Annotated in this window: 22 protein-coding genes; 9 read left to right on the top strand and 13 right to left on the bottom strand. The window is 63.9% G+C overall.

Going from position 1 to position 26,610, the window contains the following annotated elements; translation table 11 throughout:
- Positions 1 to 30 precede the first annotated feature (30 nt).
- Positions 31 to 828, bottom strand: coding sequence for a DUF2491 family protein (locus tag F7R11_RS18725; RefSeq protein WP_064808830.1), 798 nt, complete (start codon positions 826 to 828; stop codon positions 31 to 33).
- Between the two features lie 590 nt (positions 829 to 1,418).
- On the opposite strand from F7R11_RS18725, the gene F7R11_RS18720 reads away from it, so the two are divergent.
- Positions 1,419 to 1,766 (top strand): hypothetical protein, encoded by a 348-nt coding sequence (locus tag F7R11_RS18720; protein WP_151180545.1) that lies wholly within the window; start codon positions 1,419 to 1,421, stop codon positions 1,764 to 1,766.
- 108 nt (positions 1,767 to 1,874) lie between these two features.
- On the opposite strand, the gene F7R11_RS18715 is transcribed toward F7R11_RS18720, so the two are convergent.
- The gene (locus F7R11_RS18715; protein ID WP_064808834.1) at positions 1,875 to 3,260 is read right to left on the bottom strand and encodes a sensor histidine kinase; all 1,386 of its coding nucleotides are present in this window, start codon (positions 3,258 to 3,260) and stop codon (positions 1,875 to 1,877) included.
- A gap of 295 nt (positions 3,261 to 3,555) precedes the next feature.
- Between F7R11_RS18715 and F7R11_RS18710 the strand changes: the two genes are divergently transcribed.
- The gene (locus tag F7R11_RS18710; RefSeq protein ID WP_064808836.1) at positions 3,556 to 4,053 is read left to right on the top strand and encodes an acyl-CoA thioesterase; all 498 of its coding nucleotides are present in this window, start codon (positions 3,556 to 3,558) and stop codon (positions 4,051 to 4,053) included.
- A gap of 20 nt (positions 4,054 to 4,073) precedes the next feature.
- On the opposite strand, the gene F7R11_RS18705 is transcribed toward F7R11_RS18710, so the two are convergent.
- The 7 genes from F7R11_RS18705 to treS all read right to left on the bottom strand — a co-directional run bounded on the left by F7R11_RS18705 (position 4,074) and on the right by treS (position 16,644).
- Positions 4,074 to 5,465 carry a sensor histidine kinase gene (locus F7R11_RS18705; protein WP_064808838.1) on the bottom strand — a complete coding sequence of 464 codons (1,392 nt, stop codon included), beginning with the start codon at positions 5,463 to 5,465 and terminating at the stop codon, positions 4,074 to 4,076.
- A 190-nt stretch (positions 5,466 to 5,655) separates the two neighbouring features.
- Positions 5,656 to 6,408 carry a class I SAM-dependent methyltransferase gene (locus tag F7R11_RS18700; protein ID WP_064808840.1) on the bottom strand — a complete coding sequence of 251 codons (753 nt, stop codon included), beginning with the start codon at positions 6,406 to 6,408 and terminating at the stop codon, positions 5,656 to 5,658.
- A gap of 125 nt (positions 6,409 to 6,533) precedes the next feature.
- Positions 6,534 to 7,463, bottom strand: a complete 930-nt coding sequence (locus F7R11_RS18695; RefSeq protein ID WP_064808842.1) for an amidohydrolase family protein — start codon at positions 7,461 to 7,463, stop codon at positions 6,534 to 6,536.
- Positions 7,464 to 7,528: 65 nt separating this feature from the next.
- Positions 7,529 to 8,776: an MFS transporter gene (locus tag F7R11_RS18690; RefSeq protein WP_064808845.1), complete on the bottom strand. Its 1,248-nt coding sequence runs from the start codon at positions 8,774 to 8,776 to the stop codon at positions 7,529 to 7,531.
- A 126-nt stretch (positions 8,777 to 8,902) separates the two neighbouring features.
- Positions 8,903 to 11,197 (bottom strand): 4-alpha-glucanotransferase, encoded by a 2,295-nt coding sequence (gene malQ, locus F7R11_RS18685; protein ID WP_064808847.1) that lies wholly within the window; start codon positions 11,195 to 11,197, stop codon positions 8,903 to 8,905.
- A gap of 9 nt (positions 11,198 to 11,206) precedes the next feature.
- A complete protein-coding gene (gene treZ / locus F7R11_RS18680; protein ID WP_082932977.1) occupies positions 11,207 to 13,156 on the bottom strand; it encodes a malto-oligosyltrehalose trehalohydrolase in 1,950 nt (649 codons plus the stop codon).
- The gene (treS, locus tag F7R11_RS18675) at positions 13,153 to 16,644 is read right to left on the bottom strand and encodes a maltose alpha-D-glucosyltransferase (protein WP_064808850.1); all 3,492 of its coding nucleotides are present in this window, start codon (positions 16,642 to 16,644) and stop codon (positions 13,153 to 13,155) included. Before treS ends, treZ begins: the two co-directional genes overlap by 4 nt.
- 389 nt (positions 16,645 to 17,033) lie before the next feature.
- On the opposite strand from treS, the gene ahpC reads away from it, so the two are divergent.
- Both ahpC and ahpF read left to right on the top strand, forming a co-directional pair.
- On the top strand, positions 17,034 to 17,597 hold the full coding sequence (gene ahpC / locus F7R11_RS18670) for an alkyl hydroperoxide reductase subunit C (protein WP_021192992.1): 564 nt from the start codon (positions 17,034 to 17,036) through the stop codon (positions 17,595 to 17,597).
- 136 nt (positions 17,598 to 17,733) lie between these two features.
- Positions 17,734 to 19,308: an alkyl hydroperoxide reductase subunit F gene (ahpF, locus tag F7R11_RS18665; protein ID WP_064808852.1), complete on the top strand. Its 1,575-nt coding sequence runs from the start codon at positions 17,734 to 17,736 to the stop codon at positions 19,306 to 19,308.
- 73 nt (positions 19,309 to 19,381) lie between these two features.
- Here the strand turns inward: ahpF and F7R11_RS18660 are convergent, their stop codons facing one another.
- A complete protein-coding gene (locus F7R11_RS18660; protein ID WP_064808854.1) occupies positions 19,382 to 20,269 on the bottom strand; it encodes a LysR family transcriptional regulator in 888 nt (295 codons plus the stop codon).
- A 99-nt stretch (positions 20,270 to 20,368) separates the two neighbouring features.
- Between F7R11_RS18660 and F7R11_RS18655 the strand changes: the two genes are divergently transcribed.
- From F7R11_RS18655 to F7R11_RS18635, 5 genes are all read left to right on the top strand, one after another.
- On the top strand, positions 20,369 to 21,049 hold the full coding sequence (locus tag F7R11_RS18655; RefSeq protein WP_064808857.1) for an ankyrin repeat domain-containing protein: 681 nt from the start codon (positions 20,369 to 20,371) through the stop codon (positions 21,047 to 21,049).
- A gap of 32 nt (positions 21,050 to 21,081) precedes the next feature.
- Positions 21,082 to 21,537, top strand: coding sequence for a nucleoside deaminase (locus F7R11_RS18650; protein ID WP_064808859.1), 456 nt, complete (start codon positions 21,082 to 21,084; stop codon positions 21,535 to 21,537).
- Entirely contained in the window at positions 21,534 to 22,760 is a 1,227-nt protein-coding gene (locus F7R11_RS18645; RefSeq protein WP_064808861.1) for a CynX/NimT family MFS transporter, read from the top strand. The genes F7R11_RS18650 and F7R11_RS18645 overlap by 4 nt, the downstream gene beginning before the upstream one ends.
- A 411-nt stretch (positions 22,761 to 23,171) precedes the next feature.
- Positions 23,172 to 23,630, top strand: coding sequence for a ferric iron uptake transcriptional regulator (gene fur, locus F7R11_RS18640; RefSeq protein WP_021192987.1), 459 nt, complete (start codon positions 23,172 to 23,174; stop codon positions 23,628 to 23,630).
- 98 nt (positions 23,631 to 23,728) lie between these two features.
- Complete coding sequence (locus tag F7R11_RS18635) at positions 23,729 to 23,974, top strand: hypothetical protein (RefSeq protein ID WP_064808863.1); 246 nt, start codon at positions 23,729 to 23,731, stop codon at positions 23,972 to 23,974.
- 19 nt (positions 23,975 to 23,993) lie between these two features.
- On the opposite strand, the gene F7R11_RS18630 is transcribed toward F7R11_RS18635, so the two are convergent.
- From F7R11_RS18630 to feoB, 3 genes are all read right to left on the bottom strand, one after another.
- On the bottom strand, positions 23,994 to 24,299 hold the full coding sequence (locus F7R11_RS18630; RefSeq protein ID WP_021192985.1) for a hypothetical protein: 306 nt from the start codon (positions 24,297 to 24,299) through the stop codon (positions 23,994 to 23,996).
- A gap of 106 nt (positions 24,300 to 24,405) precedes the next feature.
- Positions 24,406 to 24,726 carry a DUF6587 family protein gene (locus tag F7R11_RS18625; RefSeq protein ID WP_064808865.1) on the bottom strand — a complete coding sequence of 107 codons (321 nt, stop codon included), beginning with the start codon at positions 24,724 to 24,726 and terminating at the stop codon, positions 24,406 to 24,408.
- Positions 24,723 to 26,588 (bottom strand): ferrous iron transport protein B, encoded by a 1,866-nt coding sequence (gene feoB, locus F7R11_RS18620; protein ID WP_064808868.1) that lies wholly within the window; start codon positions 26,586 to 26,588, stop codon positions 24,723 to 24,725. Before feoB ends, F7R11_RS18625 begins: the two co-directional genes overlap by 4 nt.
- Positions 26,589 to 26,610: the final 22 nt, after the last annotated feature.

Below are 26,610 nucleotides of genomic sequence, written 5' to 3'. Positions count from 1 at the left end.
AAGAGGGAATGGATTGGATCGTGCTCAGGCTCAGAGAACCTTGACTTTATGGCGGTCGAAGGCAACGCCTGCAATGAAATCAACGTAGGCCGCGGGTGCGGCGTGTCCGTCCATGGTCTCGACGTAGTCGAACGAGATCAGCAAGCGTTCTTGGTGGCCATCGGGGAGGGGGCGTAGGTAGGGCATGAACGACAACTGCTTGCTCACCCCTTTCTCGCCGATGGGGTCGTCCAGCCGACTTTCGCGCGCAGTGAACGGTCTTACGTAGTTGCCACCCGGTGTATCCCGGATGAAGTGCAGCGCGTCGGTTTCGCCAAGCAATGCCGGAATCTGGTTGGCAGCCTGAGGGATCGTGGCGAGCTGGTCGTCCGCCATGTAGTAGTCGCTTTCCCCAAGGCCGAAGCCTTCGCCCCGGTAAGGTGCTTGCTCCGCTTCCGTGGTCGGATATTGGCGGCACAGGAACTGGTAGTAAGCGAGGTCAAGGATGGTATCGACTCCTCCCTGTCCGCAGAGTATCTGCAGGAAGCTCGCGCCGATGCCGCTGCGCTCGGTGCCGGTGTCCGTATACAGACGATAGATCTGGAGATCTTCGTCACCTTCCAGGCGCAGTCGGCTGACCGCCACGATGGGCATTTGCGATGAACTGGGCACCGTCAGTAGTGTGCTGTTCAGCAGTGCGAACTCCGCGCGCTGCAGTTCCAGAAGCGCGCCGATCTGTGCGTTGAGTGGCAGGCCGATGTCAACGCGCTCCGGCTGCAGTGCGTACTTGCTTGCGGTGTTGTCGAGGGTCTTTCCAAGAACGCGGCGTGACAGGTTGAACAGTCCCATGGGGTTACAACCGGTAGTTGGTCTTCGGTGCGGAGGCGAACTTGCGCTTCGCCTTCAGTTTGTGATCTCTGCGGACTGCCCATCCAAAGCTAAGCAGCCCGACTATGATCCCCAAAATATTCCAGAATCTACCGGACGATTCTTCCGGCTTATCGTTCGCAACTGCCGCGGACTCGGCGGGCTGGGCGGAGTCGACCGACTGGGGTTGGTGGCTCACCTGTCCTGTGGCGCCGTTGAGTGCTTGCGTGTTTTCGGATAGCGGGTCGCCGGATTGCACGGATACCGATTGGCGTGCGCCTGTCGCGGCATCTGCATCGGTTGGCCTGCTCATCATGTATCCCGCCGCTGCGCCGCCCGCGACGGCGGCAGTTCCGAGAGCTATGCCGCTTTTGTTGCGCGCCGCAACGGTGGGTGGAGGTGCTTGCCGCTGATAGGACGGCGTAGCTGCGTAGGATGAGGATGTGTTGTCAGCAGCTGGTGCGTTCTTCGCCGTGTAGCCAGTATCGCGAGTAGTGCCACCGGTATCTGTCTTGGCGGTGTTGTTTGAGTAAGTCGCTGCCGCCGACTTGCTGGCCTGCGAAGTGTAAAGCTTGCTGCCGAATCCTGTGGATCCAGACCGGCTCGGCGCATCCGAATCGCCCGAGCTGAAGCCGGATGGCCGGCTCCGGCTAGAGGATGAACTGGAGGAATCCGATGAACCAGATGAGCGGGAAGAACTGTATGAACTGGACGAGCCGAATCCGCTGGATCGGCTTGAACTCGAAGCGCTGCTGGATGACGACTTGCTTGAGCTCGAACTGGAGCTTGAGCTGAACCCCGAGCTTTTCGCCCAACTGAGCGGCGTAGCCAGCAGGGCAACCGAGGCTGCCAGTACAACAAGACGTGCGCGTGTCATATATTTCGGCGATCAGAATGTCCGAATCAGGGAGCTATATTGATGCGGTGCCATTATCCAGGACAAATTCCGTCCATGTTGGTGAAAATGGCAATCATCTCAAACAGTCTTTCAGGAGGGATCCCCTCTTGAGCATGGCTACCACAAGTGGTCAGACTGACGACCCTTTGGGAAACCGCATGGAAAACAGTGCGTATTCCCCCACGACGGATTCGCACTGAATGCTGCCGTCAAATGCTTGCATGACGCGCCGGCAAAAGGTCAACCCAACGCCTGAGCCCTTGCCATGTTGCTTGGTGGAGAAGAAAGGATCGAAGATGCGGCGTTGAATCGTGGGCGGAATGCCCGTCGCGCTGTCACGCAGTTCCAGTATGTAGCTATCTTCCGTTTGCCGGCATGCAATTTCGATATGCCCTTTGCGCGCGATCTGAATGGCGTGCAGTGCATTCTTCAGAAGGTTGAATAGTACGTAGACGAGCAGGGTGTCGGAGCCATTGAAGTACCAATCGGGGCGGATATTGTGGATCTCCACGCGCTCCCGCTCACCGGATTGGAATGGATACTGGGCTAGCGCCGTATCCACACATTCACGCAGCGAATGCCGAGTGAAGGAGCGGCGATCGAGTTGCTCCAGCGTGACAGAGGCAAGCGCCATGTCGATCACGCCGTGCGCAGAAGCAACCTCGGACGAGATCGTTCCTGCCAGTTTGGACACGCGCTCCAGCATGCCTGGGTGCGTGGGCGGTTGGCATAGGCCGTGCTCGACTGCCAATCGGTATCCGTGAAAGAGTTCGGGCCACGCGCGTGCGATTTCTGCAGCCTGCAAGCGGATGGTCGTCAGCGGTGTACGTACTTCGTGTGCGACGGTGGCGGCGAGCGCGTAGGGGCGCATCAGATCAAACATGATGATGCCCACAGCGATCGTGCCTGGGGCAATGGCAAGCGGAAAAACGCCGGGCGGGTAGATCGCAACGCCATAGTTTGTCGCGTAGTCCACCGCAGACAGCGAAATCAGCCCAACGCCAAACAGACACGTCCGCAACCGTTTGCGCCTTTCAGCGGTGGCATTCTTCTGGCCCACATACAACAGCCACATGCTGCGTGATACCACCGCAATGGTCTGTGCGATGTGCACGGCCTCGAACGGGCCGGCTTTCGGATAGAAACCAAAGTGGAAATGCCGCACGCCGGCGATCACCAGTTCGCTGCACAACAAGAGGGCAATCAGCACGGCGTCCAGCGCGTACGCTGCTGTCAACCAGCGTTGCTCCTCCCGGCATTCCGCCACTTCTGTTGCGAAGTGGTAGAGCGCGGTGGGCAATATGAGAATCGCTACCCAGCCTGCTTTGGCGAGCATTTGCGCTGTGTCGACGTCGTTCGCCTGAAACAGGAACGCCCATAGCCCCTGCCACACGCCGATGAGAACGGTCAGGCAGAAAAATACCCGGCCCGCTCGCGTCTGCCATCGCGTCGTAAGCACGTGGATGCCGCAGAGCAGGAAGAGCGAGGAAACAAAGATCGGTAACAGCGCGTACATGGAATTAGAGGCCGGTGAAAAGGCAGTATTCACGACGCAAAATGTCGGCGTTTCTCGGAAGCGGTAATTGTGGGGTTTTCCGTGTGCAGGAGTCGTGTGTGTTGTTACGGGTCTGTTTGAATCAGGTTGGCTGCCGCACTAGGTGTTGTGCATCGAAACAGAAATAGAGCGTATCGCGTGGGGTAGTCAATTTGCCTGTTACAAAGCTTAACAAGCGTCGCAAGAATGGGGGTGTGCGCGGGTTTCCGCGCATGCGTGGCTGCCGCATGCAGTCAATCCATTCATGGAGCACACAATGCCGACAGGCCAATCCATTGACGCAGTCGTTGATCAGTACCTGCGCAGCGCAGATCTTTTCACGCCATTTTCTGCACAACAGACTTTCCATCATGCTTTCGACGTGTACTTGAAAGATTCGAACGCTTTTGCCAACACCTATTTTTCCCGCTATTTCGAATGGCAGGGGGTGGCGCGTGAGCGGTGGTTTTATGAGTGCATTGATGCAAACCTGGTGGGCGGCAATCTGATCTTCATCACAAAGCGGGCGCATCAGGAGTTTGTGCAGGAAACGTTTCCGTTCCAGCGGGTCGACTGCTATCTGAATACGTTCCGTGTTCGGTCCTGCTCGGCGTATCTGGTGTTCCGCTTCATGTCCGGCGGGCGACTGGTGTCGCTGGGGTATCAGCAGATTGTCATTGCGAGCACGGATCGCAACATCCAACGCATACCGGCGCACATCATGCAGCGCGCCAAGCAGTATGAGTTGATGGAGCCTGCGCAGATGGCTGCATAACGCTGTGGCGTAAAGCCCTGCTAAATCGTTGAGGGTTGGGGAAACCGCATGGAGAACAGCGTGTATTCCCCAACTACCGACTCGCATTGAATGCGGCCACCGAACGCATGCATGACGCGGCGACAGAACATCAGGCCCACGCCTGCCCCCTTGCCATGGTGCTTAGTGGAAAAGAACGGGTCGAAAATGCGGCGAAGCACCTTTGGCGGAATGCCGGTCGCATCGTCACGCACTTCCAGCACATAGGCATCGCCGTCGCGCCGGGCAGAAATTTCGATCTGCCCCTTCCTTGCGATCTGGATGGCGTGCAGGCCGTTCTTGATGAGATTGAATAGCACATACATCAGCAACGTATCTGACCCGACGAAATGCCAGCCGGCGTCGAACTCGCGGACGCGAACTCGCTCACGCTCGCCTGGTTGAAATGGGTATTGTGAAACCGCCATCGCAACGCAGCCGTGCAGCGAATGTGCGCTGAACGTGCGCTTGTCGAGGCGTTCCAGCGTGACAGAGGCCAACGCCATTTCGATAATGCTGTGTGCGCTGGCAACTTCTGTGCTGATTGCACCAGCCAGTTTCGACACGCGCTCGAGCATGGCCGGAGAAAGCGGTTCTCGGTCATTGCACAGTCCGTTGTCGACAGCCAATTGGTAGCCCCGGAACAGATCGGGCCATGCGCGCGCGATCTCGCTTGCCTGCAGCCGGATAGTCGCCAGCGGCGTGCGGACTTCGTGCGCCACCGTGGCGGCCAGTGCATACGGATGCATCAGGTCAAACTTCACGACGCCCACGGCAATGATGCCAAGGCTGGTGGCAATGAAGATCACACCGGGCGGATAGAGTGCGACACCGTAGTTGACCGCGTAGTCCGCAGCAGAGAGGCTATAGAGCCCAAGACCAAACAGGCAGACCCACAGGCGTTTGCGCTTTTCTGCGGTGGCATGTTGTTGGGCGGCATAGAGCAGCCAGGCGCTGCGCAGCGCCAATACTACGGTTTGGGCAACATGAACGGCCTCAAGCGGGCCCGCCTTCGGATAAAACCCGAACGGAAAATGCCAAACGCCCGCGATCACCCAATGGCCGCCCAGCAGCAGCGCGATCAGCACCGCATTGAGCGTGTACGAGGCGATGATCCAGCGGCGCTCTTCCACCCGCTCAGCGACTTCTGCCATGAAGTGATAGAACGCCGTCGGGACGATCAGAATGGCGATCCAGCCGAGTTTTGCCAGGAGATGCGCCACGTCGGCATCGGTGGTCTGAAACAGGAACGCCCACAGCCCCTGCCAGAGGCTGGTAAGCGCGGTCATGCTGAAGAATGCCAAGCTGGCACGCGTCCGACCGCGTGTGCTAAGCACATACACGCCGTAGAACAGGAACAGCGACGAGACGAAGGCAGGGAGGAGGGCGTACATGTGGGTCGGAAGCCGGCGCAACGTGCCGGGTACCACTACCGACACGGACTGTCGGCGACCCTCAAGAGTACTGTCTTTCTCTGCCTCCGCGCACGGGTTCCGATGTCACATCTTTTTTATTCTGGCTTAAACGAAATCCTAAAAAGGGCGCCTTGCAAGGACCCCCCTCCAACGGATGGAACAAAACGTACTAGACCGCTTCGATCATCATCGCGTCGATGGCAAACGAATGGTCCGGTGCCACGGCAAAGTACTGGCGGGCTTCATCGGCGGCGTGGTCGAACAGGTCGCGGATGGCATCGGCGCGCACCTGCGGCGTGCGGATGCGGGCAATCCAGGTATCAAAGGACATCGTCAGCTTCCAGGTGCGCGGCGTGCCCGGCTGAAAGCCGGCATCGGTCAGCATGGCCTGCCATTCGGAGACACGGTAGTCGCGCACGTGTGACGCATCGCGCAGGACCTCGGCAGTTTGCAGCAGCGTGTCGAGCAGCGGTGTTTCCGGTGCAACGATGTCGACAATGACGAGCTTGCCGCCGGGTTTGAGCACGCGGCGCGCCTCGGCCAACCCGGCGCGTACGTCGTACCAGTGGTGGGCGGAGAAGCGCGTGGCGACGATGTCGAATGCGCCGTCGTCGAAAGGCAGACTTTCCGCGCGGGCGGCCTGCGTATGCAGTTGCTTGAGACCGCGCTTGGCCGCTTCAGCCGCCACCACGGCCAGCATGTCTTCCGACAGATCGACAGCCACCAGGGCTGCCACATGCGGCGCCATGGCAAAGCTCACGTGCCCGCCGCCGCAGCCCAGGTCGAGCACCTTGGCATGCGGCATCGATTGCGCCAGCGCGGCCAGCGCTTCCAGGTCGGCGCCCTGGGCATGTACGGCGCTCGTCAGATAGGCCTGGGCCACCTGGCCGAACTGCTGGTCGACGAGTCGATGCTGCTGCATGGCTGCTCCTGTGTTCTTGTGAGGACGAGGAGCGGCCAGTGTAGGAGCGTGGCCCGTGCAGCGAAATTCGCGATTGGCGAAATGGGGTATCGCGCGAGTGCTCTGCGGGTATCGCGAGGGCCCTCTTAGACGAAGCGGAACAGCTTCGCGGGCGTGTCGACCAGCACCTGCTTGCGATCTGCCGCGTTGGGCAACAGCACGTCAACAAAGGCCCACATCTTGTCGTAGGTGATGTGCGATTCGAATTGCGTGTGCGGCCAGTCGCTGCCCCAGACCAGACGGTCCAGTCCCAGCGAATCCTTCAGGCGCGGCATGGCGGCCACGGCGATGGCTTCACCGCGGCCATTGTCGCCATTGCCGCCGTTACGGTAAGCCCCCGAAATCTTCACCCACACGCGGCGCGTGCGGCCGGCGGCGAGCAACGCGCCAAAGCCAGGGTCGTCCACGCCCAGGGTGGGCTCGGGGCGGCCGAAGTGGTCGACCACCACGTTCACCTGGGCTTCCAGCAGCGGCGGCAGCAAGGTGGGCAGGCGGCGGGCTTCTACATGCAACTCGACATGCCAGTCGAGTGCATGCAGATGCGCCAACGCGGCTTGCCACACGGGCGATGTCAACTGCGGGTCCGGTGCACCGATCAGGTTCAGGCGGATGCCGACGATGCCCTCGGTGCTCATCTGCGCGAGCAGGGTGTCGGGCGCGGACGGGTCGATGACGGCCACGCCACGCAGGCGCTGCGGTGCCTGTTTGAGTGCGGCCAGCAGGTAGCTGTTGTCGGTGCCCAGAAAGCTCGGCTGGATCAGCACGCCGTTCGACAGGCCATGCGCGTCGAGCTGCGCGAGGTAGGCCGACAGCGGCGCGTCATAGCCCGGCGCATAGCGGCGCGCATTGGCCAGCGGCAAGCCGCGCTCGAACACGTGGGCGTGCGTATCGATGCCGGTGATGCGCGCGGCATTCGTTGTGGAGGTCGTACGCGTGCCGGTGGTGGCGCATCCGGCGAGGGCAGTGGAACCTAGCATGGCAAGCAACCCGGTGTTGAAGGCACGGCGTGTGGGCATGGGGTCTCCTGGTGGCGACGGATGAAGAGCGTCGGGCACATGGTGTTGTTCTGGAAGATCAGGGCTCAGGCTGTCACGGCGGCGAGATCGCGGCCGCGTGTTTCGGGCAGCATCAGCACGGCCACGGCGACGATGGCGTACGCGATGGCCGCATCTATGCCGATGGCCGTGCCGAGCGACATCGATGCGCTCATCTTGCCCACCAGCACCGGGAAGGCGGCAGACACTACACGGCCAAAGTTGTAGCAAAAGCCCACGCCCGTGCCGCGCACGCCATGCGGATACAGCTCGTTGAACAGCGCCCCCATGCTGGCCGGAATGCCAGCGGCAAAGAAGCCCAGCGGAAAGCCCAGCACCAACATCGCGCCGTCAGACAGCGGCACCAGCAGGTACACCAGCACCGTGACCACGCAGCAGCACGAGAACAGTAGGATGTTGCCGCGACGGCCGATCACGTCCAGCAGCCAGGCGCTGGCCACGCAGCCGCACCAGAACGCGAAGATGATCACTGCCAGGTAGCCGCCCGTGCCGAGCACAGACAGGTGGCGCTCCGTTTTCAGATACGTCGGCAACCACGTCATCAGCGCGTAGTAGCCACCATGCGCACCCACGCCCAGCAGGCCGCCAATCAGCGTCATGCGCAGCACCTGTGGGCGGAAGATGTCGAGCAGCGGGAAGCGCGAGACCGGCATGGCATTGGCACTCGCTTCCGGCTTGGCCGCCGGCACGGGTTCCTGAATACCCCGGCGGATGTAGATGATGAGCAGCGCCGGCAACAGGCCTGCGGCAAACATCACGCGCCAGGCAAGGTCCGGCTCGATGAAGGAATACGTGAGCGCGTACAGCAGCACGGCCGCACCCCAACCCACGGCCCATGCGCTTTGCACGGTACCCATGGCCTTGCCGCGGTGGCTGGCGCGAATGCTCTCGGCCATCAGCACGGCGCCTGCTGCCCATTCCCCGCCAAAGCCGAAGCCCTGGATGGCCTTGAGCACCAGGAACTGCTCGAAGTTCTGCGCAAACGCCGAGACGAATGTTGCGATGGAAAACCACAACACCGTGATCTGCAGCGTGCGCACCCGGCCGAAGCGGTCGGTCAGCGCACCGGCAATCCAGCCGCCCAGCGCGGAGGCCACCAGCGTGACGCCCGACACCAGCCCGGCCTCGGTCTTGTCGATATGCCACGCCGCGATGATGGTGGGAATGACGAGGCTGAACATCTGCACGTCGAGCGCATCGAGCGCCCAGCCGCCAAAGCACGCCCAGAAGGTGCGCTTCTCCCCTTTTGAAATCTCTTTGAACCAGCCGAACATGCGGTCTCCTCCGAGTGACGTGGGCGATGTACTGAAAAGCACATTGCTCTAGTCATCTATATGAATAGAGGAATTCTAGGGCCGCCGATCAGGTGATGCAGTTGGTGTTAACCCGTGCGGAAAGCGTTAGGCGATGTTGTTGCCGGCGCGGACCAGCGCCGTCAGGCGGGTTTGCACGGTGGGGTTATCCAGCACCGTGTCTGCGGGCCCCGGTTGTCGGCGGCGCCAGTTGGGATGCGTATGGACGGTGCTGGGCAGGTTCGGCTGCTCCACCAGGCCGAGCAGGTCTTCCATCGGCACGATGGTGAGTGGCAGCGGCGCGGCGGCGGTATAGGCCGTGGCGGCCGTGGTGAAATCGTCGGCGGTGGCGTCGAGTGCGATGTCGGCATCGACATCGGCATCGACTGAATCCGCCGTGCTGGCGCGTTCCAGCGCCAACTTCAACGCGGTGATGTGCAACGGCGGTGGATTGCCGGATTGTTCGATCGCGTGATTGTGGTGCGCGAAGGCTTCCACCAGGGCATGCCGATCGGCCATACGCTGCACGTGCGCCTGGGCTTCGTCCATGCCGGCAGGCAGCAGACCGAGCTTGCCTTGCCAGCGCAGATCGTTGCCGACCCACCAGCCGGCCAGCGTGGACAGATCGTGCGTGCTGGTCATCGCCACGGAGGTGCGCGCCCAGTCTTGCGGTGGGCGGAACGGTTGCCCGGGCACTTCCTCCTCGCGCTCGAACCAGAGGATGCGCATGCCGAGCAGGCCGCGCTCGGCCAGTTGCCCGCGCAGCCCGCCTGGCACGGTGCCGAGGTCTTCGCCGATGACGATGCAGCGGTTGCGCCACGACTCCAGCGCAATCAGCCGCAGCAGGTCCTGCAGCGGGTAGCGCAGGTACACACCATCCAGCGCGGGAGCACCGTCCGGAATCACCCACAGCCGCATCAGCCCGAGCACGTGGTCAATGCGCACGCCGCCGGGTGTGGACATGACCGCGCGCAGCATTTCGATGAAGGCCCGCAATCCCTCCCGACCCTGCGAGCGCATGGCGCGTGGGCTGAAGGTGGTCAGGCCCCAGTTTTGCCCCTGCGTGTTGAAGAGGTCGGGCGGGGCGCCCACCGTCACGCCAATCAGCACGTCCTGTTGCCGGCTCCAGACATGGCTGCCCGCGCTGTCGGTGCCGATGGCCAGATCGGCGATCAGGCCGATGGCCATGCCGGCGTCTTCTGCAGTGCGCTGTGCAGCGGCCAACTGGCGTGCGGCCGCCCATTGCAGAAACAGGTGGAAGCGCACGGCATCTGCATGATCGCGGGCGAATGTGTGCACTGCCGGGTCGGATGGCGACTGATACGCCGCGGGCCATTGCTTCCAATGCCAGATCTGCGGATCGTGCTCGCGCATGTGGGCATCGAGCGCTTCGCAATGCGCATGGTCGAGCAGGCTCTGGCCGCGCGCGGTACAAAAGGCTTGGAAGTCTTCATGTAGGCGGAGGGCGGGCGCATCGCCTGCGGCCACCTGCTGCTGCATCTGCTGGTGCAATGCGCGCAACACTGTCAGCCGTGCTGTGGCACTCGCGGGCCAGTCGATCAGCGTGGCGGCTTCCGTGCGCGCATGGATGTCGCCCAGGCTGTAATCCGCCACCGCCTGTCGCACGGCGTGTTCACCGAACAGCGCAGCGGGGTCGATCATCATTGCGTTGAGAAACAATCGGCTCGATGGCGAATATGGCGAGTAGCGATGTGGGTCTGCACTGAACATGGCGTGCACCGGGCTCAGGGCCAGTGCATCGGCACCGTGTTGTGCGAGGCTGCGCGCCAGCGTGCCCGCGTTTGCGTAGCTGCCCAGCCCGGCGGAAAGCGAGGCCAAAGCGCCGGGGGCCCGCAGGCCATAGAGCTGCGCCGAACTGCCCCACAGGCGTGCGTCGGGCGCTCGCCCACGCGCTGTCAGCGCATCGGCCACGGCATAGCAGCGCGGTGGCGCTATGGCGAGAGTGGCGTCGATGCTGCTGCCTGCCCCGGTGTCGATGCGCAACCGGTGATAACCGGCTGTAGGTATCGGCGCCAACTGCAGCGCGGCGCGGTCGGCGCCGACGGTACCTTCGACCGTGCCGCCGCCATTTTCGTAATCCACGCGATAGGGCTGCCCCGCCAGCACGGCCAATTGGCGCGGCGCAGTCTCCAGCACGATGGGTTGGCCGACCACGCCGGTGATCAGCCCGGGCACGGTCAAGTCATCGGCTTCGGCCTGCAGATGCGCGTGGCTGTCCGCAACCTCTGCCGCCGTGGCGGCAGGCAGGCCCAGGCAGCCCAGCACGGTGCGCAGTACGTCGTCGCTCACGTGCATGGCGCGGCCGGCAGTGTCGTTCCACTCGATCTGCAGGCCAGCCTGCTGGGCAAGCGCATGCAGGGTGTTGTCGGGCACGTGGTTCATCGTGATGGCTCAGTCAGCAGGTAACGTCAGCAGCGCGATGCAGGCGTGCGCGGGCACGTGACGCGTGGCCAGCGTGGCGGCGGCACCATCGCGCGATTCATAGAGCAGGTCAGAGGGATTGCCCGCCAATGCAGTCGGCACGGATACCGGCTGCGCGCCCAGGTTGACGGCGAGTGTCAGTACGCTGCCGTCGCCCAGTCGCCAGCGCGCCAGTGCGCCCGTGGTGCCAAGCGGCACGGCATCTAGCGCGCGTGCGCCCACCAGGCGCGGCACGATCTGCGCCTGGCGCAGTGTCAGCAGCCGGTGGGTGCGGTTGAGCCAGGCGAGGTGCTCAGGGTTGGTGAGTTCGGCCTCGCCGGGCCAGGACGCCTGGTAGGTGCGCTCGTCGTTCGGGTCGGGAATGCGCTCGCGCTTGAGCGGATCGGCGAACGCCGAGAACCGGCCGAACTCGCGCCGCCGGCCCTCGCGCACTGCATCGGCCAACGCACCGTGGTGGCTGGTGAAGTAGTAGAACGGCCGCAGGCTGCCCCACTCCTCGCCCATGAACAGCAGGGGGATTTGCGGGCACAGCAGCAGCAGCGCTTGCGCGGCGTGCAGGGCTTCCGGATGGGCGAGGCGCGTGAGCCGTTCACCGAGCGGCCGGTTGCCGACCTGATCGTGGTTCTGCAGATACAGCACGAAGGCCGTGGGCGGCAGGGTGCCGCTGGGCTCGCCGCGCGGCGCGCCGTTGTGCAGCGCAGAGGGCTCGCCCTGATAGCAGAAGCCTTCCTGCAGCACGCGTGCAAGACGCTTGGCCGGCGCATCGGCGTAGGCCGCGTAATACGCTTCGTGCTCGCCCGTGAGCAGGGCGTGCAGCGCGTGGTGGCCGTCGTCGTTCCACTGGGCTTCGAATGCGCCCGCCGTGGCCGCTGCGTGATCAACCGGTCCGGTAGCCAACGTTGTGGCCCCCCGCAGCAGCGAGGCGGCGTTGTTCTCGTTCTCCAGCACTAGGTGCACGTAGCGCCCCGGCTCGACCGCCTGGCGTACACGCGCTGCCAGCTCGCCCAGCCAGTCGCGCTCACCAATGGCTTGCACGGCGTCCAGGCGCAGGCCATCGAAGCGATATTCCATCAGCCACATCAGTGCGTTCTGGATGAAGAACTCGCGCACGACCGGCTCGCGAAAATCGAACGCGGCGCCCCACGGCGTGTGCGTGCCTTCGTGGAAGAAGCGGCGCGCGTAGTGGGCCAGGTAGTTGCCGTCGGGCCCGAAGTGGTTGTAGACCACGTCCAGAAAGACCATCAGCCCGAGGCCGTGCGCCGTGTCGATCAGCGCCTTGAGTTCGTCGGGCGAGCCGTAGCTGGCGTCTGGCGCAAACGGCAGCACGCCGTCGTACCCCCAGTTGCGCGCACCCGGAAACTCTGCCAGCGGCATCAGTTCAATGGCGGTGACGCCCAGGCGCGCCAGCTCGGGCAGCCGTGCACGTACGCCGCGAAATCCACCCATCGCACCGCCCATCGCGCCGACGTGCAGTTCGTACAGCACGGTCTCGTGCCACGGCCGGCCTTGCCAGTCGGCGTGGCGCCATAGGTAGCGTGCGGGGTCGACCACCAGGCTGGGGCCATAGAGGTCCTGCCACTGCGCACGTGCAGCCGGGTCAGGCACGGTGAGGGTCACACCGTTGCGGTCGGTTACGCGGTATCGGTAGCCCAAGCCGGCGCCGATGGGGGCGATGGCTGCGTACCAGCCGTCGGGCTCCGCGTCCATGCGGATGGTGTTGCCGCCGTTGCCGCCGTTGCGCTCGTGGCCAGCGTCGATTTCGACCCACGCTTCGGTGGCGTCCGGCGCCCACAGGCGGAAGCGCGTGCGCTCCGGCCCGAGGCACGTCGCGCCAAACGGCAGGTCATGCGTGAAGCACGCCGCATGCTGCGTGGCGTGCAGGGGATGTGACGTGGGGGTGGGTACAGCAGCTGCAGTCATAGCGTGGATTCCGGGCGATCATCGACGGGGCTGACGGTGGAGAGCGCTGCGGGCTCGGGTTCTACGCCAAGCAGGCGCCGTGCCGCACGGACAAGGCCCGCCAGCGGAACCGGCAGCCAGGCTGGCCGGCTGGCGGTGTCCGCATCAAGGTGGCGGGCTGCGTCTTCCAGCAGAAACAGTTTGAGCAGTTCTGGGTGGATCGGGCATCCGCCGGCATCTGCATAGGTCTGCAGGAAGTGCGCCGCAGCCGCCGCACGAAAGCGTTCGAGCAGTTGATCGCGACGCTCCTGCACCGGCCCCGTCACGTGCTCGGGGCCTTGCCGCATGGCCTCGGCCACATCGTCCAGCGAATGCAGCAGGCTGGCGACGTCGCGCAGCGGGCTGTCCTTGCGGCGTCGCACCTCGACTGGCAATGCCGGGTTGCCACCAAAGTTGATCAGGAATGCGTCGCCCTGTGAGACGAGTACCTCATCGAGGTGGAAATCTCCATGCAGGCGCGACAGCGTTGCGCCCAGCCCGGCCTGGGCCGATGCGCTGATGGCCGCGGGCAGGGCGTCACGTTGCAACAGCAGCCACTCGGCGGGTTCGTGCGGTGCGTGGGCGTCTTGCCATGCTTCCACGTGGTTCAACGCTTGCGTGACTTGTTCGCGCACGCGCGCCGTCCAGTTGCGCACATCGTCGGTGTCCGCCGGGCGCGTGCCGAAGCGTGGGTCATCGCTCGGTTGCGCCAGCAACGCATGCAGCTCGCCCAGGCGTGTGCCGATGGCGCCGATCTGTGCCAGATAACTCGCCAGCGCTTCGTTGGTATCGGTGCGCGATTCCGATGCGGCGATCGGCGCGACCTCGCCGTCGCCCGAGGCCACGGCTTCCGCCTGCACGGCCAACTCGTCGATGGTGCGGCGCAGATAGTCGAGCGCCCAGTTCCAGGCATTGCCCTGGTTGGGCACGTAACGCTGCAGCACTGCCAGCGTGGCCGGTTCACCCACCGGGCCAGCGTGTGTGATCTCGCCGATCAGTGCGGCGGTGTTGGCGTAGCCGGCGCGCGTGAGGTGGCGCGCCATTTCCGCCTCGGGATGCGTGCCCGCGTGGACGCGGCGCATCAGCTTGATCGTCACCGCGTCATCAATCACCAGTACGCTGTACGACTGCTCCGGCGCCAGCCACTGCACGTGTGCGTCGGGCGCCAATGGCAAGCGAGCTTCGGGCGCGGTGGATGTGGCGGCGTCGGCAACGCCGGGCTCCGGCAGGAAATGCACCGCGCCGTCACTGGCTTGCAGCGTGGCGCCGCGCACGAGATTGGCGAGCAGCGCACGGGCGAAGGTTTCGGTGGTGAAGGCGTCGGTCAGGTAGCCGACGTGGCGGCCGCGGCGCACGCGGGCGAGCGCCAGTTGCACCGGCAGCGCGGGCAGGGTGGTGGACTCCCACGCGATCGACAGCGGCAGCAGATAGCGCTCGATGCGCTCTACGCCATCCGCGTCGCACAGCGTGACAACGACTTCGTTGAAGAACACCTCCGGCCGTGTCGCGCCCTCCAGCGGCCGGTTGGTGGACGAAGCATCCACAGGCACCGCCGCACCCCAGGCGAAGCGGGCACTGCGCAGTACATCCTTGCCATGCAGCCCATCTCTCTCGTGCAGCGCGCTGTCGCGGTCGGCAAACCAGCGACGCATGGGCAGGTAGGTGGGCAGCACCTCACGTTCGATCGACTGGCGATGCGTTTCGCGCTGGCGCGTGTCGGACAGCGTATCCAGCCCCGAGCGCAAGACCAGTGTGATGAACTCTGGCAACTGCTCGGCAGCTGGTTGCGCCCAACTCGGGCCGGGTTCGTTCTCGCGCAGCTCCAGCCAGAAGAAGGCATAGGGCTGCAGCGTCAGCAGATACGGCAGTTGCCCCACGGGCGGGAACGCCGTGCCGCCAATCAGCTCGATCGGCACGCGCTGCGCGTAGTTCGACAGATCCAGCTCCACCGCCTGCGAAGCGCGGGAAAGATTCGCCACGCACAGCATGGGTGGTTCATCTTCCAGTGCACGGATGTAGGCCAGCACCTTGCGGTTGGACGGCTGCAGAAAGTGGATGCTGCCGCGCCCAAACACCCGATGCTGCTTGCGCGTGGCCAGCAAGCGCCGCGTCCAGTTGAGCAGCGAGTGCGCATCGCGGCTCTGCGCCTCCACGTTCACCGATTCATAGCCGTACAGCGAGCCCATGATGGCCGGCAGCACGAGCTGCTCAGGGTCGGCGCGCGAGAAACCGCCGTTGCGGTCGGGCGACCACTGCATGGGCGTGCGCACACCATCGCGGTCGCCCAAGTGGATGTTGTCGCCCATGCCGATCTCGTCGCCGTAGTACATGACGGGCGTGCCGGGCATCGAGAACAGCAGGCTGTTCATCAGCTCAACGCGGCGGCGGTCACGCTCCAGCAGGGGCGCCAGGCGACGGCGGATGCCGAGATTCAGCCTAGCGCGGCGGTCACTGGCGTAGACCTCCCACAGGTAATCGCGCTCGGCGTCGGTCACCATCTCCAGCGTCAGCTCGTCGTGGTTGCGCAGGAAGATCGCCCACTGGCAGGTGTTGGGCACTTCCGGTGTCTGCCGCATGATGTCGGTGATCGGGAAGCGGTCTTCGCGCGCGATCGCCATGTACATGCGCGGCATCAGCGGAAAGTGGAACGCCATGTGGCACTCGTCGCCCGCGCCGAAGTATTCCTGCGTGTCTTCGGGCCACTGGTTGGCCTCGGCCAGCAACAGGCGGTTCTTGAACTCGGCATCCATGGCCGCGCGCAGCTTGCGCAATACGGCGTGCGTTTCGGGCAGGTTTTCGTTGGAGGTGCCTTCGCGCTCCACCAGGTAGGGCACCGCGTCGAGCCGCAGGCCGTCCACGCCCAGATTCAGCCAGAACTTCATCACGCCGATCACGGCCTTGAGCACGCGCGGGTTGTCGAAGTTGAGATCGGGCTGGTGGGAATAGAAGCGATGCCAGTAGTAGGCGTTGGCCACCGGGTCCCACGTCCAGTTGGAGGGCTCGCTGTCGATGAAGATGATGCGCGTGCCAGCGTATTTCTTGTCGTGGTCTGACCACACGTAGAAGTCGCGCAGCGCCGAGCCCGGCTTGGCCCGCCGGGCGCGCTGGAACCACGGGTGCTGATCCGACGTGTGGTTGATGACCAGTTCGGTAATGACGCGCAGGCCACGCGCATGCGCCTCGGCAATGAAGCGGCGCACGTCGGCCATGGAGCCGTAGTCGGGGTGAACGCCGCGGTACTCGGCGATGTCGTAGCCGTCATCGCGCCGCGGTGAGGGATAGAACGGCAGCAGCCAGATGACGTCCACGCCCAGCTCGGCAATGTAGTCGAGCCTGGAAATCAGGCCGGGGAAGTCACCGATGCCGTCGTTGTCCGAATCGCAGAACGACTTGACGTGCAACTGGTAGATGACGGCGTCCTTGTACCAGAGCGGGTCATCCACCAGTAGCGCGGTCGGGTTGCGCGTCATGACAGGAGATCCTCCATGAGCCGGCGTTGCACCAGACGGTGAACGTGCATGAGCGAGCGTTCCACCGGAGGCGTGATGCGATCGGCGCGCGGCGGGTTGGCGAATTCATGTCCTGCGCAAATGCCGTGCCTGCAGGGCTGCAGTCGCGCGTGGCTTGCAAAACCCGCAGATTCCGTTGAGCTGGCGTAGGTGGTGGTTCGCCTTCGGGGTGAGCCGTGCGCAGCTTGCTCGCAGGTTTGTAATTTTGGGCGAGAGTGCGCCCAGCAAGCTGTCACCGCATCGGTGTATAATAGTATTTAGTAATCGAATTGATCGTATCAATCAATTTGTACAATATGACGGGTCACGATACGATCACTCCCGTCGTCAACCCAACCAACCCAACCACTATGTCGCTGATCAATACTCAAGTTCAACCGTTCAAGGCCGAAGCTTTCCACAACGGCAAGTTCATCACCGTTACGGAAGAGTCGCTCAAGGGCAAGTGGTCCGTGCTGATTTTCATGCCGGCCGCGTTCACGTTCAACTGCCCGACCGAAGTGGAAGACGCTGCTGACAACTACGCAGAATTCCAAAAGGCCGGCGCCGAGGTCTACATCGTTACGACCGACACGCACTTCTCGCACAAGGTGTGGCACGAAACGTCGCCGGCCGTGGGCAAGGCACAGTTCCCGCTGGTGGGCGACCCCACGCACGCACTGACCAACGCCTTCGGCGTGCACATTCCGGAAGAAGGCCTGGCTCTGCGCGGCACGTTCGTGATCGACCCGCAAGGCACGATCAAGACGCTGGAAGTGCACGACAACGCCATCGCCCGTGACGTGAAGGAAACCCTGCGCAAGCTCAAGGCTGCCCAGTTCGTCGCCAACAACCCGGGCAACGTGTGCCCGGCCAAGTGGAACGAAGGCGCCAAGACCATCAAGCCGTCGCTCGACCTGGTCGGCAAGATCTAAGTTGTCAAGGCTGTTGCTGCAGAAATGCAGCGTGAAAAACGGCCGGCTCTGCCGGCCGTTTGCTTAAGGGCAGCGACGTGTGTCGCGCCCTCTGATTTGTCCCGTTGTGGACTCAAAACGAATAAAGGAAGTCGTCATGCTGGATGCTGATGTCAAGGCCCAACTGAAGGCCTACCTCGAACGCCTCGTGCAGCCCATTGAGCTGGTCGCCAACGTCGATGACAGCGAGGGCTCCCGCGACATGATGGACCTGCTGCGTGATGTGGCCGAGCAGTCCAGCATGATTGTGCTGACCGAACAACGCGACGCAGCCGAGCGTGCACCGTCGTTTCTGATCCGCCGCACCGGCTCTGATGTGAGCGTGCGTTTTGCCGCCATCCCGACCGGCCACGAGTTCACCTCGCTGGTGCTGGCGCTGCTGCAAGTGGGCGGCTATGCCCCCAAGCTTGAAGCCGACGTCATCGAACAGATTCGCAATATCGAAGGCGATTTCCGCTTCGAGACCTACATGTCGCTCACGTGCCAGAACTGCCCGGACGTGGTCCAGGCGCTGAACGTGATGTCCGTGATCAACCCGCGCATCCAGCACGTCGCCATTGACGGCGGCATGTACCAGGACGAAATCGAGCAGCGCAAGATCATGGCGGTGCCGACGGTGTTCCTGAACGGCGAAACGTTCGGCACGGGCCGCATGGGCGTGGAAGAGATCCTCGCCAAGATCGACACCGGCGCTGCCGCACGTGATGCTGAAAAGCTCGCTGCCAAGGAACCGTATGAAGTGCTGATCGTCGGCGGTGGCCCCGCTGGCGCGGCTGCAGCCGTGTACGCGGCACGCAAGGGCGTGCGCACCGGCGTGGTGGCCGAGCGCTTTGGTGGTCAGGTGCTGGACACGCTGGCCATCGAGAACTTCATCTCCGTGTCGGAAACCGAAGGGCCGAAGTTTGCCGCCGCGCTGGAGCAGCACGTGCGTCAGTACGAGGTCGACATCATGAACGCGCAGCGCGCGGTCAAGCTCACGCCGGCGGATGCGCCGGGCGGCTTTGCCGAGGTGACGCTGGCCAACGGTGCGGTGCTCAAGGGCCGCTCGATCATCCTGTCGACCGGTGCACGCTGGCGCAATGTGAACGTGCCCGGCGAGCAGGAATACAAGAACAAGGGCGTCGCCTATTGCCCGCACTGCGATGGCCCGCTGTTCAAGGGCAAGCGTGTGGCCGTGATTGGCGGTGGCAATTCTGGTGTGGAAGCCGCCATCGACCTGGCTGGCCTGGTCAGCCACGTCACGCTGCTGGAGTTTGCCGAAGAACTGAAGGCAGACGCCGTGCTGGTGCGCAAGCTGAAGAGCCTGCCGAACGCGACCATCGTCACCAACGCGCAGACCAGCGAGATCACCGGCAACGGTGAGAAGGTGAACGGCCTGCGCTACAAGGACCGCGTGGGTGGCGTCGAGCACGAGATCGCGCTGGAAGGCGTGTTCGTGCAGATCGGCCTGGTGCCCAACACCGAGTGGCTGGATGGCGCGGTAGAGCGCAACCGCTTCGGCGAGATCGTTGTCGATGCACGCGGCCAGACCAGCGCGGAAGGTGTGTTCGCTGCAGGCGACGCGACCACTACGCCGTACAAGCAGATCATCATCGCCACGGGTGATGGCGCCAAGGCTGCACTGTCGGCGTTTGATCATCTGATCCGCGTGCCGTTGGCTGAAGCTGCCTGAAGCTGAACGGAGGCGTACCAAGCCGGACCAAGCCGGACCTTGCGATGAGCGGGTCCGGCTTTTTCTTTGGTGTTCAGCCCGCGGCGGACTGCAGCGCTTGCGCGCGCTCGCTGCACATCTCCACCAGGCGGTCGCGCAACACGCGCCCCGCGCTGTCGAGGTCGGGCCGCGCAAAGAGCGCCAGTTCCAACCCGCCGATCTCCGGAAAACCATCGGCAGCGCCAAGAACACGATGCCCGGCCTGCATGCAGCTGGCCGGTAGCAGACTCACGCCCAACCCTGCACTGACCGCCGCGCACAGGCTTGCCAGGCTCGGGCTCGAATACGTGATGCGCCACGCCTGGCCGAGCGATTCCAGCGCGTGCAGCATCTCCTGCCGATACAGCGCGCCCACCGGAAACACCACCAGCGGCAGCGCGGACTGCGTGGGCCCGAGCGGCAGCGTATGTGGCCGCTCGGCACTGTCGATCCAGCAAACCGGTTCCGCCCAGCGCGCATGGCAGTCGCTGTCGGTGCCCCATTGCTTGACCAGCAGCATGTCCAGATCGCCATTGCGGTACAGCCGCAAGAGGTGGTGGGAGAGGCCGCTTTCCACTTCCAGTCGCAGGCGCGGGCGCTCGCGCGCAAAGCTGGCGATGAGCGGCATCAACGCGCCGCTGCCGAGATCTTCCGGCACGCCCAGGCGCAGCACACCCTCGGTGTGTTCCGGGCTGAGCGCCTCGCTGGCCTCACCAGCCAGGCGTAGCAGCCGGCGCGCATAGCCGAGCAGGCGGTCGCCTTCTTCGGTGGGCAGCACCTGCCGCTGGCTGCGATCGAGCAGGCGGCAGTTCAGTTGCTGCTCCAGCCGCAGGATCTGTTGGCTCACCGTCGATTGCGTGAGGTGCAGGTGCTCCGCCGCCCGTGTGAAGTTGCCGGTGTCGACCACCGTGACGAAGCTGCGCAGCAAGATCAGATCAATCATTTGGTAATCCACTGATGTGCATTCAATCATTTAATTTGAACATACATCAGCGCGCAACCATAATCGGCCGGTTATTCCGATTGCCAGGAGGGAGCCGAGATGGCGTTGTGTGTCTGGAAGCGCTGGATGGTGACGATGTGTGCCGCTGGTGTTACAGCAGGTGCGACAACGGGGTGCGTTGCAGCCGGTGAGCCGGCGTGGCTGCTCAATGCTGCAGCCAAGGGCGAGACAGCAAAGGTGGCCGAGCAACTCAAGCAGGGCGTGCCCGTGGATGTGCGTGATGGCGGCGACAACACGCCATTGCTGCTCGCCACGCAAGGCAATCACGTTGATACCGCCCGTGCACTGATTGATGCCGGCGCCGATGTCAACGCCCAGAACAAGCGCCTGGACAGCGCCTATCTGCTGGCCGGTGCAGAAGGGCGCTTGGACATCTTGCGCATGACGCTCAGCCATGGCGCCAACCTCAAGAGCACCAACCGCTACGGCGGCACAGCCTTGATCCCGGCCTGCGAGCGTGGCCACGTGGCGGTCGTCAAGGCGCTGATCGACGCCGGTGTCGACGTGAACCACGTCAACAACCTCGGCTGGACAGGGCTGCTCGAAGCCATCCTGCTGAGCGACGGCGGGCCGCGCCACCAGCAGATTGTCCGTCTGCTGATCGACCACGGTGCTGACGTCAATCTTGCCGACAGCATGGGCGTGACGCCGCTGCAGCATGCGCGTGAGCGCGGCCAGAAGGCGATTGCCGACATGCTCGTCGCTGCCGGCGCCCGCTAACTCCCCTTTTCCAAGAGATTCAGGAGATCACGATGTCCGATGAACAGTACATGCGCGAGGCGGTTGAGCTGGCCCGTGCCAACATCAACGCCGGCGGCGCGCCGTTTGGTGCCGTGCTGGTGCGCGACGGCAAGATCGTCGCCCGTGCCGTCAACGAGGTGCATGCCACCAACGACCCCACCGCCCATGCCGAGATGCAGGCCATCCGTCAGGCCAGCCACGCGCTGGCCACACCGGACATGCGCGGCGCCGTCATGTATGCCAGCGGCCATCCGTGCCCGATGTGCTTTGCCGCCATGCATCGTTGCGGCATCCGCGCCGCGTACTTTGCGTATTCGAACGAAGACGGCGAGCCGTTCGGTATGTCCACCGCCGCCATCTACGAGGAGCTCAAGCGTGAGCCACAAGCGCGCGCTCTGCAGATGAGTGCACTGCGGCCGACGGGCGAGCAGGGCTTGTACGAAGCGTGGCAGGCACACCAATCGTGACCGAGGCAACTGCTCAGCACGCTGCATCGGCTGCATCCACTGCAACGCCTGCGCGCGCCGATGCCGGCTGGATCGGCGTGCTGGTCGTGATTGCGCTCGGCCTGAACTTGCGCCCCATCCTCACGACGATCGGCCCGCTGCTGGCGGAGATTCGCGCAGACACGGGCCTCGGCCTGCAGGGTGTGTCGATGCTGACCGTGATTCCGGTGCTGTGCATGGGCAGCATCGCGTTGTTCATTCCGTGGCTGGCGCGTTGGATGGCCGAGCACCGCGGCGTCGTGTGCAGCCTGTTGGCAATTGCAGGAGCGTGCTTGTGGCGGTTGTGGGCCGAGCACGGCGCCGCACTGATTGCCAGCGCCGCGCTGGCCGGCACGGGTGTTGCGATCATCCAGGGCTTGGCGCCAGGCATCATCAAGCGTTGGTTTCCGCAGCGTGTGCCGTTCACGCTGGGTTTGTATTCCGCGTCGCTCATGGCGGGCGGTGGCGTGGCGGCCACGCTCAGCCCGCGCATTGCACACGTAGCCGACTGGCACGAGGGCCTTGGCATCTGGGTGTTGCCAGCGCTGGCCGCGCTGGTGTTGTGGGTGACTGCCCGCCCGCGCGAGGCACTGCCAACCACGCAGCACGGGCCCGTGATCAACTTTTTCGGCAATCGGCGCGCGTGGCTGCTGGCGTTCTACTTTGGGGCAACCAACGCTGGCTACACCAGCATGATTGCGTGGCTGCCGATGTTCTATCGCCAACTCGGCTGGAGCGCGCAGGATGCCGGCGGCCTCATCGGCGTGATGACGATCTTCCAGGTGATCGGGGCGTTCGGGGCGCCGTTGCTCGCGCGGCGGCAACCGGATCGCCGCCCGTGGCTGGCGGCCATGTTGCTGGCGCAGTTGATGGGCATGACTGGTCTGCTGCTCGCTCCGCAAAGCGGGACGCTGCTCTGGGTCGCGCTGATCGGCTGCGGCCTGGGCTCCATGTTCTCGCTGTGCCTGACGCTTACGCTGGACCATCTGTCTGATGCACGCGCCGCAGGCTATCTGGCGGCATTCGTGCAGGGCATTGGTTTCATCATCACAGGGATCATTCCCTACGCAGTGGGCTTGCTGCGCGAAGCGACCGGCGGATTCCAGGTGCCATGGCTGATGCTGATCGCCATCGTGATCGTCTCCGTGGCCACGACGCTACGCTTTGCGCCAGCCGGCTATGCGCAGGCTATCGGGCGCCTCTAGCCCGTTTTTCAGCCCGTCCTCCCCAAGGGTTTTCGGCGACTTTCAAAAAAGTCCTTGTAATGCGAATCATTCGCATTTATAGTTTGTCCATCGACAGCGCTGCAGCCGATGGACAAGCCACCAAGCGCAACCTGTCGAACCGAATTCCGCTGTGAGTGTGCCGGCCGTTGAATGCCTAGCGCCCCAGCAACCGATCTTTTGTGGGGACCGCTCTGACACACAGAGCGTTTGGCAGTAGCAAGCCGCCCGACAGTCGGGAAAGCACTCAGACCCCGCTTTCCCGACTGCGACTTTCCCGGGCCGCCAGCCATGCCGTCTTTTTTCGGAACCCCCGTCTGCACGATTGCGACGCCGCTTCCGGCCCTGCTGCGCTGTCTACGCTGACCTCCTTGCCTTACGCCCCCGAACGCCATGCCAAACTCGACCGACCTGCGCCGTGCTGGGCTCAAAGCCACGTCACCGCGCGTCAAGATTCTGGAAATCCTTGCTGCCGGCACGGACCACGGCCGTCACCTGAGTGCGGAAGACGTCTATCGTCAGCTACTGACGTCGGACCTCGACGTCGGCATCTCGACGGTCTACCGCGTGCTCAACCAACTGGTGGATGCCAGCGTGCTGCTGCGTCATACATTCGAGGCCGGCCATGCGGTGTATGAGATCAACGAGGGTGCGCATCACGATCACCTGATCTGCATGTCGTGCGGCCGCGTGGAAGAGTTTCACGACGATGCCATCGAGGCCCGTCAGGAGCGTGTGGCAAGTGAGCGCGGCTTTGTGCTGCGCGATCACGCGCTGGCGCTGTATGGCGTGTGCCCTGCATGCCAGGCCAAAGCAGGTGCGCCGTTGGCTTCGGAGCGCGCTTCACATTGATGTGATCCCGTAACGCCTGGAAACATCATCGGCGGGATCGTGGCGAAACTCATCCGCTGCCGTGGGTTCCAACACATCGTGTTACCCAGGAGATGCCGATGCAACGCCGTCTGAAGTCCGAAGATGAACTCAAGACCCTGCTGGCCCGCTGTGTTCAGCAGCATCCGGAATGCGCCAACTGCGAGTTGCGCACCATGTGCATTCACCGGCCCGATCACACCGGCTGCAACTGGAGCGCCGAATTCGATTTCCCAAGCGATGACGACGCGGCCGCCATTCGCGGCCTCTCGGTCGCCAAGCGTCTGCTGACGCGGGCGCGCACCCAGTACAACGTCGTGTCGTAACGCTCAGGTGTGGGCGTCGTCAGCCCTTCGCCTGTCGGGCGATGCGCTCGAGGAGTGCGCGGGCGCTTTCGCCGTGTCCCTGCTGTGCCAGCAGGCGCGCATTCAGCACGAGATTTTCCAGCACCAGTTTAGCGATGCTCGCCGTGAGTGAGACGATCACCTCGTCCTGGCTGAAGTGGGCATCTTCCATTTGCGTGAGCTGGCGCGAGACCAGCTTGCAGACCAGGTCGCGCAGCATCTGCTCGTCGAAGGGCAGGTTGGCGAAATCCACCGGGTCTTCCTTCTCGACTTCCGCAATCAACTGGACCAGCAGTTCTTCGGTCATGACGCGTCCCCCGTTCAGGTTTGGACCAGTCTACGCCTGCGTTCCACAAAAATAAAACGGGCCCGCATGATGCGAGCCCGTTGGTGTTGTGATGTTGCGTCGGCCGTTATTTGCGGCGCACGAAATGGATGGGTTGCTCAACCGCGGCAGCGGATGACGATTCGCCCGATGCACAGCCGCTGCAACCACTGCCGCATGCGCTGCCCGAGAGCGCATCGGAGTGGCATGACGGCGATGCTCCCGGCGCAAGCAAGCGTTGCCCGAAAGCACGCATCCAGTCCGGTCGCGATGGCCGATCACACCAGCCTGCCACACGCGCCATCGTGCGCGCACGCATGACCGGTGCATAGCGGCCGGTAATCGACAGCGCGCTCAGCGCCACGACCGTAGCAACAACGCCGGTTTCGACAACGTGGTACACGCTCATGTCAGCACCCGTGCGATCTGGTAGGTTGCAAAGGCGGCCAGGTAGGCCAGCGCAAACAGATAACCCGCGGTGGCTGCCATGACCTTCCACGAGTTGGTTTCGCGGCGGATGGTGGCCAGCGTCGAGATGCATTGCGGCGCATACACGTACCACGCCAGGAAGGCCAGCGCCGTGGCCAGCGACCATTGCTGAGCAATGATCGGCGCCAGCTGCGCAGCCGCATCCTCATGCGTGGCCGACAGCGAGTACACCGTTGCCAGCGCACCCACGGCCACTTCGCGCGCGGCCATGCCAGGAATCAGCGCAACACACATCTGCCACGTGAAGCCGATCGGCGCGAACACGACTTCCAGCGCCCGGCCGATCATGCCGGCAAAGCTGTAATCGATGGCCGGCAGGGTGGCGTTGGCGGGCGGCGACGGGAACGTCGACAAGAACCACAGCACCACCATCATCTTCAGGATGACCGTGCCGATGCGGCGCAGGAAGATACGCGCGCGCTCGACCAGGCCAACGATGAGGTTACGCACGCTGGGCAGTCGATACGATGGCAGTTCGAGAATGAGCGGGTGCTCGTTGCGATCGCGCTTGAGGTACTTGAGCACGTAGGCCACGACCAGCGCCGACACGATGCCGGCCATGTACAGCCCGAACAGCACCAGCCCCTGCAGGTTGAACACGCCCCACACCTGACGCACCGGAATGAACGCGCCAATCAGCAGTGCATACACCGGCAGCCGTGCCGAACACGTCATCAGCGGTGCCACAAGAATCGTCACCAGCCGGTCGCGCGGGTCCTGAATCGTGCGCGTGGCCATCACGCCGGGAATCGCGCAGGCAAAGCTGGAGAGCAGTGGGATGAACGAGCGCCCCGACAATCCGGCGCCCGCCATCAGCCGGTCAAGCAGGAAGGCCGCGCGTGGCAGGTAGCCAGACTCTTCCAGCGAGAGGATGAAGAGGAACAGGATCAGGATCTGCGGCAGGAACACCAGCACGCTGCCCGTGCCGGCGATGATGCCGTTGACCAGCAGACTCTTGAGCATGCCGTCGGGCATGACCGTGCCGACCCACACGCCCACGGCTTCCACGGCACCCTGAATACCGTCCATGAGCGGCTGCGCCCAGGAGAACACCGCTTGGAACATGAAGAACATCAGCACGGCCAGCAGCAGCAGGCCCAGCACCGGATGCAGCACGATGCGGTCGAGCCGGTCATCCAACTCGGCGGTGCTGCGCGGCATGGTGACGGCAGCGTCGAGCAGGCGTTTGACCTCAGTATGCGGGTCGGCGTCGGCGGGCAGCCCCACCGGAACGGCCGGCAGTTGCCCGTGATCGATATGGGCGACAAGCTCTGCCGCGCCATTGCGCTTGATGGCCACGGTCTGCACCACGGGCATGCCCAGCGCGGCTTCCAGCTTGGCGCGGTCGATGCGGATGCCGCGCCGTTCGGCAGCATCCACCATGTTCAATGCCAGCACCATCGGCAGGCCCAGTCGCTGCAACTCAAGCACGAAGCGCAGGTGCAGACGCAGGTTGGTGGCGTCCACCACGCAGATGAGCATGTCGGGGCGCGGTTCGCCACGGAACGTGCCTAGGCAGATATCGCGCGTGATGGCTTCGTCGGGGCTGGTGGCGACCAGGCTGTAGGCGCCGGGCAGGTCCAGGATCTGTACGTGCCGGCCCGACGGCGCGGTGAAGCGGCCTTCCTTGCGCTCGACCGTCACACCCGCATAGTTGGCCACCTTCTGGCGGCTGCCGGTCAGCAGGTTGAACAACGCGGTTTTGCCGCAATTGGGGTTGCCGACCAGGGCAACGCGCAATGCTGGCGAGGAAGAGGAGGCGGGAGAGGCGTGCATCTGCATGAAGACCGGATAAGCGGGGCCG

The sequence above is a fragment of the Ralstonia insidiosa genome (assembly GCF_008801405.1).
GTDB classification, from domain to species: Bacteria; Pseudomonadota; Gammaproteobacteria; order Burkholderiales; family Burkholderiaceae; genus Ralstonia; species Ralstonia insidiosa.
Note: the sequence above shows the minus strand (reverse complement) of the source record. Positions and strands in the feature narration are given on the sequence as shown.